This window comes from Paenisporosarcina sp. P4_E4_2, assembly GCF_056401595.1.
The window spans coordinates 1-9,825 of record NZ_JBFUJC010000092.1 but is presented as its reverse complement, the minus strand read 5'-3'; the positions used below and the strand labels follow the sequence as shown (position 1 = coordinate 9,825).

10 protein-coding genes are annotated in these 9,825 nt (G+C 32.2%); all 10 read right to left on the bottom strand.

Annotated features, from left to right (window positions below):
• Positions 1–224: 224 nt before the first annotated feature.
• Positions 225–434, bottom strand: a complete 210-nt coding sequence (locus AC1DSB_RS08705) for a hypothetical protein (protein WP_477533379.1) — start codon at positions 432–434, stop codon at positions 225–227.
• 93 nt (positions 435–527) lie between these two features.
• Positions 528–1,406, bottom strand: coding sequence for a hypothetical protein (locus tag AC1DSB_RS08700; RefSeq protein ID WP_477586475.1), 879 nt, complete (start codon positions 1,404–1,406; stop codon positions 528–530).
• Between the two features lie 64 nt (positions 1,407–1,470).
• The gene (locus AC1DSB_RS08695; RefSeq protein ID WP_477533000.1) at positions 1,471–2,322 is read right to left on the bottom strand and encodes an HNH endonuclease; all 852 of its coding nucleotides are present in this window, start codon (positions 2,320–2,322) and stop codon (positions 1,471–1,473) included.
• Positions 2,319–3,785: an AAA family ATPase gene (locus AC1DSB_RS08690; RefSeq protein ID WP_477586473.1), complete on the bottom strand. Its 1,467-nt coding sequence runs from the start codon at positions 3,783–3,785 to the stop codon at positions 2,319–2,321. The genes AC1DSB_RS08695 and AC1DSB_RS08690 overlap by 4 nt, the downstream gene beginning before the upstream one ends.
• 402 nt (positions 3,786–4,187) lie before the next feature.
• The gene (locus AC1DSB_RS08685) at positions 4,188–4,367 is read right to left on the bottom strand and encodes a hypothetical protein (protein WP_477586471.1); all 180 of its coding nucleotides are present in this window, start codon (positions 4,365–4,367) and stop codon (positions 4,188–4,190) included.
• Between the two features lie 133 nt (positions 4,368–4,500).
• The gene (locus AC1DSB_RS08680; protein ID WP_477586469.1) at positions 4,501–5,247 is read right to left on the bottom strand and encodes a thermonuclease family protein; all 747 of its coding nucleotides are present in this window, start codon (positions 5,245–5,247) and stop codon (positions 4,501–4,503) included.
• A 337-nt stretch (positions 5,248–5,584) separates the two neighbouring features.
• Positions 5,585–6,628 carry an HNH endonuclease gene (locus AC1DSB_RS08675; protein WP_477532893.1) on the bottom strand — a complete coding sequence of 348 codons (1,044 nt, stop codon included), beginning with the start codon at positions 6,626–6,628 and terminating at the stop codon, positions 5,585–5,587.
• 70 nt (positions 6,629–6,698) lie between these two features.
• Positions 6,699–7,058, bottom strand: coding sequence for a pyrophosphohydrolase domain-containing protein (locus AC1DSB_RS08670; RefSeq protein ID WP_477532891.1), 360 nt, complete (start codon positions 7,056–7,058; stop codon positions 6,699–6,701).
• A gap of 81 nt (positions 7,059–7,139) precedes the next feature.
• On the bottom strand, positions 7,140–8,411 hold the full coding sequence (locus AC1DSB_RS08665; protein ID WP_477586467.1) for a hypothetical protein: 1,272 nt from the start codon (positions 8,409–8,411) through the stop codon (positions 7,140–7,142).
• A 467-nt stretch (positions 8,412–8,878) separates the two neighbouring features.
• A partial coding sequence (locus tag AC1DSB_RS08660) for an RES family NAD+ phosphorylase (RefSeq protein ID WP_477586465.1) occupies positions 8,879–9,825 on the bottom strand: 947 nt, incomplete at its 5' end.

The following is a 9,825-nucleotide window of genomic DNA, read 5'->3' as shown; positions in this document are numbered from 1 at the left end:
GCTTACCACTATAGCTTTCGCTACCAATGAACATTGTTTGTAGTCTGGACTATATCTTCACCATTGCAGGTGCGACACGTGGGGATTAGAACCTTTAACGAACCATGACCGTCATTATCTTCTCTTTACATTATAGTAGAGATTCGATCAAATACAACTTCCTATAAAAAATTGTGCGTATAATTGAAATGTAACGCTCCCATCATAACTAAAAATCATGATAACTAATCGTTATCATGATTCGAAAGCGAACGTATATAAGATTCTGTAAATGGAACGAGATAATCAACTACTTTTTCATCAGGATTCAACTTGGCATTGTGTAGACCATACGATGAATCAACTCCTGCCCAAAATAGGAAGCCAGGAATATCTTGAAGGAAATAGCCAAAGTCTAATTGATAAATAACCTTTATTTGTGTTCTTAACGTCAATTATGATATTTCGTTCATGATAACTCAAGTTTTTTTGAATGTGTTCATGATAACTGATTCTTCTTTCAAGGTAGGGTAAACCAATTATTTAAGTTAAATTGAAACAAGATAAATCCCAACTTTAATAAGTAAGTATGTAAACAACATTAGCACTAGTGAAAACAACAATAATTGATTCAGAGAAGTTTGCTTTCTTTTATACCAATGTTCTTGCACATCAATATCTGCAAAATACTTAATCAAACTCTTTACCTCATTAATATACTCTTGATGAGAAGCAGTATATTGTTCAACATTAGTAATTTTACTTGGAAATAAATCTCCTGACCAAATAAAAATTTGAAAAGGATTTTCTTTCAAACACTCTCTTATACTAACTAATCTAGACAGATACTCAGTTGTTAAGATAGTTTGATAGCTTTTAATATAATCATCAATATCATCAATAGCCTTTTTACCATAATCATAGAACAATTGAGATCTTGTAGTTTCATTCATTACGACAGATTCATATATAACCCCGTTTTTATCTCTTTCCCTTTTCATTTCTTTTATCATAATCGATTCAGCCAAATAATCCTCATGTATGTACTCTTTAAAATATGAATCAATATTATCAAATGATAATCCCTTGTTTATCTCTATTTTATACTCTGAATTTTTCTTTGTACAAACCATATATAGATAGCCTAGCAGCAACCTATCTATAAAATTCTTATGAGGTTTTTTTATTATTGTGTATAGGTTATTTTTATCATCATGTTCTCTCTTCCTATTTACTAAGTATGTAATCAAGATTGAACTAATTATCAAGCTAAATATATCTACAAATGCACCAGACAATACGGATTTCCAAAACTCCCCTGAATCTTCTTTATCTAAACTACTATAAAACCAACTGATCAACAATAAAGACAAGAAACCAACTATCACAATTAATTCAAGTGCAAATTTCCCCCAAAATAATTTCACAATATTCATCCCCTTATTTTACAACTATTTTAGTGGGTATTGATACTGATACTTATTAGAAGAATTATGCACCAAATTCAAGTGAATTCACAAAAAACTCAGGTGTATTAATTAAACTTTTTAAAAAGCTTGATTCCCAATGATTTAATCCAAACTTTCTTACGTTAGTGTGATACTTCCTTACTAACGCATCTTTTATGTCTTCTATAGTTTCTGGATTATGTACTATTTCATCTTGTATACTGGACAATCTTTCCTCTACGCTTTCCGAAAATTCATTAAGCAACTGTAATCTTGTATAGTGTTGCACTATTAATTCAAATAACTCATGATCAATATTGTGTTTATTTTCAATAGTAAAAGTACAGGACGGAACTAACTCTCCTTCCCTATATTCCATTTCCGCAAATAAAAATGGAATATCTGATGGTATTTCATCAAAATAGAGATTAAGAAAATGTCTTTTACCATTGGTTAACCAAGTAGATGATTTTTTTTGGTTGCAATAACCACAACATGGAATGAGATTCGGAGGGAAGACCGAAAACTCAGGGAATTTACCTTTAGGTAAATAGTGATCTATTGTTCTTGGTTTATCAAGACCACAGTAAGGACAATTTTGTTTATGCTGGGCAGATTGAGCTTTAATGATTTTTGTAACTACTGCTCCTTCTAAGAAACCCTTACTATTTCTTGTATAACAGCTATGCAATGCATCCTTATCCTCCGTATCAATAATTGTACTGCTTGTAATACCCTCCAAATTGTTTTTCAAAGTATCATAAGTCAGATATCTCTCAAATACATAACTCTGAAAATGTTCTAACTTCTTTTTTTTCTCTTCACTGTGACTGTTATCTTTTATGAATTGGTATATACTTTCCGCATCTAGCGTTGGTGGAATTAATTTTTTCATTCTGCTTCTTTCCTTTTAAAAATTGCGTTAAGGTATGCTAAAGCATTAAAGCTTAAATCGTCCTCAAACAAATCTATGATTTCCTCTTTTGTATGACGATCAGATAGATGTTTAAAGATTGTCTTATAATTACTTTCATTTTCTCGAACTTCAAAAATATCGTTAGTAATACTACTGATATTCTCACCAAAACATTCTAATGATGGTGGGTCAATCATAGGAGTGTTATCAATTCTGGAAAAGACTCTTACAAACTTTGAAGGAATTTCTTGTAATATTATAGGTGAATGTGTTGAGATAATTGAAAACGATTTGAAGTCCTCTAGTATTTCATAATACATTCTCATGAAATTGGCAATTGCGTTAGGATGTAAATGCAGCTCAGGTTCATCAAACAATAATAGTGAGTCCTCTTCTATATGTGCTATCACATCTGTAATTGTGGAAAGGAGAATATTTTGTCCAGAGCTAAGCAAATTACTCAAACCGCTTTGTGATTGTGATTTACCAAATTGATCTATTAACTCTAAATGTTCTTCTTCGAATACATTTTGCAATATCTTTTTCCATTCATCTTCTCGTCCTCTTTTAACAATGGCGTCATAGGATTGATAAAAATGTTCTTCAAGTTCTGACAAAGATAATAGACCGTCTTTATTTCTTAGCCCACAATACTTATAGCTAAAAAGTTCAGATTCCTCATTTGATTCGGGAGACTTATCTTTATCTTTATTCTCAAATGGCTTATAAAGTTCATCAAATGCACTATATGAAATGGCAATAATTTTACTAAATGAAGGTCTTGCTGGAGAAAAGTTTCCTCTGTTTTGCTTTACACCACTTATGTAACTTGCCAATTCGGTTAGTATTTTTGTTTTCCCTGTTGCATTCTTTCCTACAAAAGCATTTATTCGATGAGGTAAGATATTATCTGTAAAGWCAAGTTCAACATCGTGAGGTTCCGAAGCTTCGTGAATCTTGTATATAAAGCTAAAATTAAGGATTTTTGTGGCATTACCACCAAAATATTGCTTTGCTTCTTTAAAAGCTTTTTCTGCTTCGCTAAAACGCAACAATGAACCATTAAAAACTTCATTATCTTTGAATTTCTCTGCTCTATCTCTATTAGTAGCAACATCTTTTAATCCGTCAAGAATCAAAGTTTGTAATGATTGTGGTAATTCGCTTATCTGCTCATAAAACTCTAAACTTTGCCCTAATGAACAATATGACTCTGGTAACTCTGTAAATTTCTTAGGGATAACGGCTCTAGTCACGTTAGATTCAGTTGTCATTATCTTTACATCCCCAAGTTTTGTAGTTCCTTCTCCACCATAAAACACAGCATGGAATAATGTTTCAGCTATTGACCAGTCGTCCCATTCATCAGTGGTCAATACAATACAAGGATATTCTAAGTCTACAGTAAAAAATTTTCTATATTCACTAATATAAAAGTTCAAGTTTTTGTCTCCTTCAGATCAAAATAGTCGCTTTAAATATTTGGGAAAAATTAATGTAAAGCTCAACACCTCTATGTCATCCACATTCAATTTTTTTATATAGGCAACTACAATATCCTTTTTCATTTGTTTCCAGCATTAATCAAACGTCTTAATATAGGTGGAATCACCTTGTTCAACATTAATAAAGTGAATCGTCATAGGCTTAGGTTTAGTTACATTTGCAGCATGTACTGAAGTTGAATGCAAACCTATAGATAGTATGACAGATAAAGTTATCTTAAAAATTTACATAAATTTGCCAACCCATTACAAATGTATCRTCATAAAATGGTTTTTGTATATATTTATTTTCATAGCAAAAAGCACCTCTTAAGAGATGCTCCTTTGGGTAGTATTAATCTAATTTTGGACAACTTTCATTTCTTCTACTTGTAGCAGATTAATCACATGATCATTCTCAGTAACRATAAATTGACCGCCATTAATTGATTGAGGTTCAGCCAAATTTAAATTAGTGTCTGTTTCAAAATGAATATTTGATCCATTCTTAAACATTATGTATACCGAAAATTTCTTCAATTAAACTCCCCCTTTCAGAATCAATTCGATTCCATATATGGGAATTCCTTCATTAAACATTAATATATTTATACTTTTTTGTATGCATAAAAAACCACCCCAAATAAAAGGAATGGTTTTTTGTCATTAAAGATTATCTTTCACATGCCCAATTATCTTTATCACGATCCATTTTTGATTGGTAAGCAGGATGTCCTTTTGCAACACCACTAGGGTATTTCTTGCGTAATTCAGTACAGTTCTTAAAGATTTCGGTTTTTGCTGGAGTAGTTGGTTTAGGAGCAGGTTTTGTTATTACTGGTTTTGGTACAGAAACTACTTTTGGTGCACAACCACCATTTATTGCATTTGTACTTGACCAGATTCCTAGTTTTTTACCTTTGGCTACTTTTTCTACAGCTTGTAATTCTTCTAAATATTTAGTATTCGGTTTATAAATAGCTACTCGAGCTAGACCTTTTTCTAGTAATGTCTTGTTAAACATCACATCACTAATATAAATGTAAGCAAGAAGGCGACCATACTGGTCTCGAGTTTCGACTCCTAATTCAACTTTAACCTCTTTATTTAGTAATGCTTTCTTTGTAAAAGCAGAAGCCTCAGCCCCAAATAATTGAACGCATGTTTGGGGTTTCTTCGTTTCTGGAGTGTCAATCAGTATGAAACGAACAGTTTCAGATTTTCCTTTATAATTTAATTTGATTGTGTCACCATCAACTACTTCAGTAACTTTCGACATTACAGCTGTTGCTGGTGGCTTATCTGCTGCATGAACGATTGATGGTTCATTAAGTGAAGCTAGCGGTGATACTGAACTGAAGAATAAAGATACAGCAAGTACCGATGCAGAAATTGGTTTGAAAAGTTTTGATTTAAACATTTAGATTCTCCTCTTAATATGGATTTGTCAGTTGAAATAATGAGTACTAAATCTTTGTCATATTAATTTTACGAAAACAAAAGATGTTTCAAATCCTCCTATGTATGTTATTTGACATAAAAAATAGTCTAATATTTGTATAATATTAAAACAATCGGCCTGATTATTAAATAATAACATAAATAACCATTAATACTTTCAAATCTTGGAAAAAAACACCCATGAGTTAACAAAACCAAAGAAGTCCATTAAAAGGACTTCTTTGGTTTTAGGTTTCGTTAAATAGCTCCATTCCATTGTGGCGACTAAAGGCTATAGATGTGTGTGTATGCTTTATCTAGAAGCCATCACCTTTCAAAAATTTCGGCTCCCATGCAGCAGCGGTTTTGATTGATTTTGCTAACCTATAGATACTCTCTAAAAAGTTGAGCCTTGCGGATCGCAACATTCCAGTATTAATCATTAAAGTTTCTTTTAATGGATGGTTACTTTGTATAAGATATTCGTTTCTTTTCATTAACCTGTGTAATAAATGAATTTGGGGAAGGCGGGAGAATTTACCGTTCTCCTCTCCTCTATTACAATCTTGGCATGCTAAGACTAAATTCCACACACCATTTAAGTTGAGGTCAACCGATGAACTATTTTGAATGCTCAATGGTATGAAGTGATCAACATCACATGTTTCGGTTTGGTTGCTGATTATTGAAATTGGAGCAAAACAATAGAAACATCTGCCTTTCTGATACCCATTTAATGGTTTACGAACAGGAGTGAGAGGAATTCTAAAATGAGAATTCAAATAGTTTTCTGCAGTAACAGGTCTAAGTGAGAAGAATTCTTCGATTTCCAAGTCATATTTGATTTCTAAATTTGGATTTCTTTCAGTCCAAGCTGTTTCAACTAGGTTCCATCTGCCTTCAATTTCTTCATACATGTTATTACTTTGCAACCCTTGATTCATCATAAACAAGTCATCAGTCAATGTACTACCTAACTTTTTTCCTTTAATGTCTTTTACAAAAAATTTCGATCCTAGTTCTCTTCCAGGAATATTGTGAAAAGCATCTAAGACATTTTTGAAACCTAATTTCTCAGTGACTAATAGTAATTGTTCTAATGTTATTTGATTATCTTCATACAATTGACATGCTTGTATAAACTTCGATCCATTACTTGTAATTTGACGTTTCCCTTCACGTACATGATCTAACATATGTTTTACATATATAGGCGATAAATCTTCAAGAGATACGAATTCCTTTTCTTGTTTGCTAAGTTCCAGTAATGATTTTGCCAAGGCAAATTTGTAGGTTGCGACATTAGCTCCAAATAAATATATTGACCTGAATTGACTATCTAGTGAGTTATCATCTTGCATGAAATTCAACAACTTACACTCCCTTTCTCACAAAGAATTGGTGGTTATACCTCTAGTCAATATGAAGTCCTTATTTATAAACCTTTTCTAAAAAGATTTTGCACTTAAATCCTCCACGCTCATTACTTTTTTCCGCCCTGACCTTTTCCAATTCATCTTTACTAATTCCGTTATGCTCTGCAATAGCCAAAACAATCTCCATGATATCTGCAAGTTCATAGACAATTTCTTTATTGCTTGCATTCTTGTATTCGTCAATCTCCTCGTAGAGTTTTTCATTAAGCATCAATATATAATTATCATCTTCAAGTGTATTAATATCACACTTCTCCCCACTTTCTCTGATTATTTGCGGAATTTTATCACGAACTAACTTGTTATAAACTTTCATATTCATTTCTCCTTTAGCTCTGAATTTGATCTTCTTCAACTAATAAAACTCATATTTTAATAAGTATTTAGAGTAAATTAAGCAACGGGTGTGATTATACTAAATCTAACTCAAATGACATTACAACTTCTTCTTTTTCATTTTTCTTCTATGTAGATAATATCCTCCAAACAATCCTGATGGAACAGTAATTATACCGCTAAGTAGAATTTGTTTATTAATGACTACTCTTCTTTCCTTGCCCTTTTTGAAATATTTTTTGTATAACATTACTGCAGCTTTGTTACTTATTAATTTTTCTGGTATCAAGATTTTTTCCCCACTCTTCCCTGCTTCAAATGCCTCTTCACGTATAGCAATAGCTTCCTTGTTTGCTTCAAAACCATTTTGATGTTGCTTTTGTAGATTAGGATGATCTTTATACTGATTATCCATTTGATATATTGTCGTGTTAAATGCTAGGTCGTAACCTAGTTGATAAACTTCATCTTCTTTTGCTCTCTTCCCCTTCTCATAGCCATTTTTGTACGATAACATATATAATTCGGGAACATGTTTAGTGGTCGGAAAAGTCAATTGATTAAATCCAGCTTCATATCCTTCCTTTTCAAAAGCTTGATGCAACTTCTTAATTCTTTCATCGTTTCCTTTTTTGAACCCTTCTTCAAAAGCTATCTTCGTTTCATATTCACTTGAGTAATGAGATGGGATGCTCGTTACTTCCTGTATTAAGCCCTGTTGATATCCTTCTTCTTTCGCCTGCGCTGATACTTTCATTACTTTTACCGCTTTGTGGTAGCCTTCTGTATATCCTTTAACCCAATATTTCGTTTGAGAGGAATCAGCTTGCGGTATTTGCTTTACCGTTTTGTTATTAAAGTCTATGTTCCCTTGTTCGTAGCCTATTTTCTCGCCAGTTAAAAAGTCAGCTTCTTGTTTCTGTATAATTTCATTAACTCTTTGTTCTTCCCCGTCTTTGTACCCTTTTTCATAACCAAGTTCATACCAACTATAATCTGCATTTGATAATWTTGCATAAACTTCYTGATGAAAATCAACAAATCCTTCATCGTTATATCCATCTTGAAAGCCAACATCATATCCTTGGTTTTGTAGTTCATCGTAATGAACTTCTAAGTCTTGCTCGCTCATAATGGAATCCTCGACTGAATAAGTAGAATCAAAAGAAGAATCACCTGATCCAGAAGATGAAGAATCGCTTATTCCGCCATCATGTCCATGATATTCTCCATACTCTAATCCCCATTGTCCACAATTGGTTCTACAAGTATGTTTTCCATAACTATCTGTATTTCCTGGGTGAGCTATTGTTTCTTTACTAAACGTTAACAACAAAATTGAACTCACCACAACTAGGAACATTTTCTTCATTCTCTCACCCCAATATAGTCTACATGTACCATTGCCATTGTACCTTATTAATTTTGTAAACTATATCCATTCTTGTGTGAAATGTTGTTAACTACTAAAATGAGCGATTTATCAGGGCTTTGTTTATGCCTTGCTTCATTCTGATCTTTCGATGATATACGCACATAACTGAATGTCTTCATAGTCTCATAACTACCTTTCCTGCTTTAAGATACATTTCTTGTGCACTTCAAGTATCAAAAAGTCAACTACACTTTTGATGCGTTCCATAATTTTATAATGCACATTTAGAGACGGCAGGAAAGCTTACACAATCAGTTATTGATTTTAGTATCATAATATGCACTTAATGAAACAAGACAACTTTACTCCGAAGCCCACAATTTTAATAAACTCATATATAAAAAAAGACAGTAAGCTTTATACGAAGCTAACTGTCTTTTTTAACAAATATAGATTTTAAACAACTAAGCTAATGTTTTTGGACGTATACATTCTTCAAGAAATTCCAACTCTAGATCCACATCAAGATGTATAGTTTTAAACCATTTTTCTTCAAAATCAAAGAAAACGTAATTTAAAGCCTCATTATCATGAACACTATTATACCTTATGCCAGATATTTTTTGATGTTTTGCACATTGAGCGATAAAATTGGGTATTAAATATTCTTGTCCATTTGGTGTAGTCTTATGAAAACTACAATACTTTGCTAGCGGTGAATTTATATGAGACAAATCAATTAGCTTAACAGATTCTTCAAGTTTCCATTCAATAATTTCGTATCTTAAATCTTTCTCTTTTGATATTACCTCTTTAATAGCAACGTTCTTATTATCGCAAACATATAACTCTCCATGACCTTGATGATTAAATCTACCTTGAGTCGCATATCCATGAGGAGCTTCAAACATTTCCGAATCTACAAATGGTATCTGACGATCAATTTGACTTCGATTTCTTACCCTAAATATATGCAAATCTTTTACTTCTGCCATTTGAACATTATTAATCTCATATAAAATTCGTTGTCCCACAGGATGATGGAGTCCAAGCATCGGGAGTTTGGCTAAATGACTATAAAATGAAACAACTTCATTCATTGTGAGACTTGAAAAAACATCAGTAATTGCCAATGTACTTGTTAATTCTTGAATTGGTATCGCTTCATTCGAATCTTCATTTTCTAAGTTATATTCCAGAGAATCCTTTTCTGAATTAAATGCATGGGTCACATAAAATTTATTAGTAGGTATTTTATCTTCAATATATCTTAATTCATCCCGTTCATCGTTAAGCGATAGCTCTTTAATAACAGGCTTGTAAACAAACACTTTAGGCTCTAACAAATTCTTTGAATAACCTAGTCGCATGTAATCTTTCATTACAGATGTCCCTAAAGCATCTCCTAGAC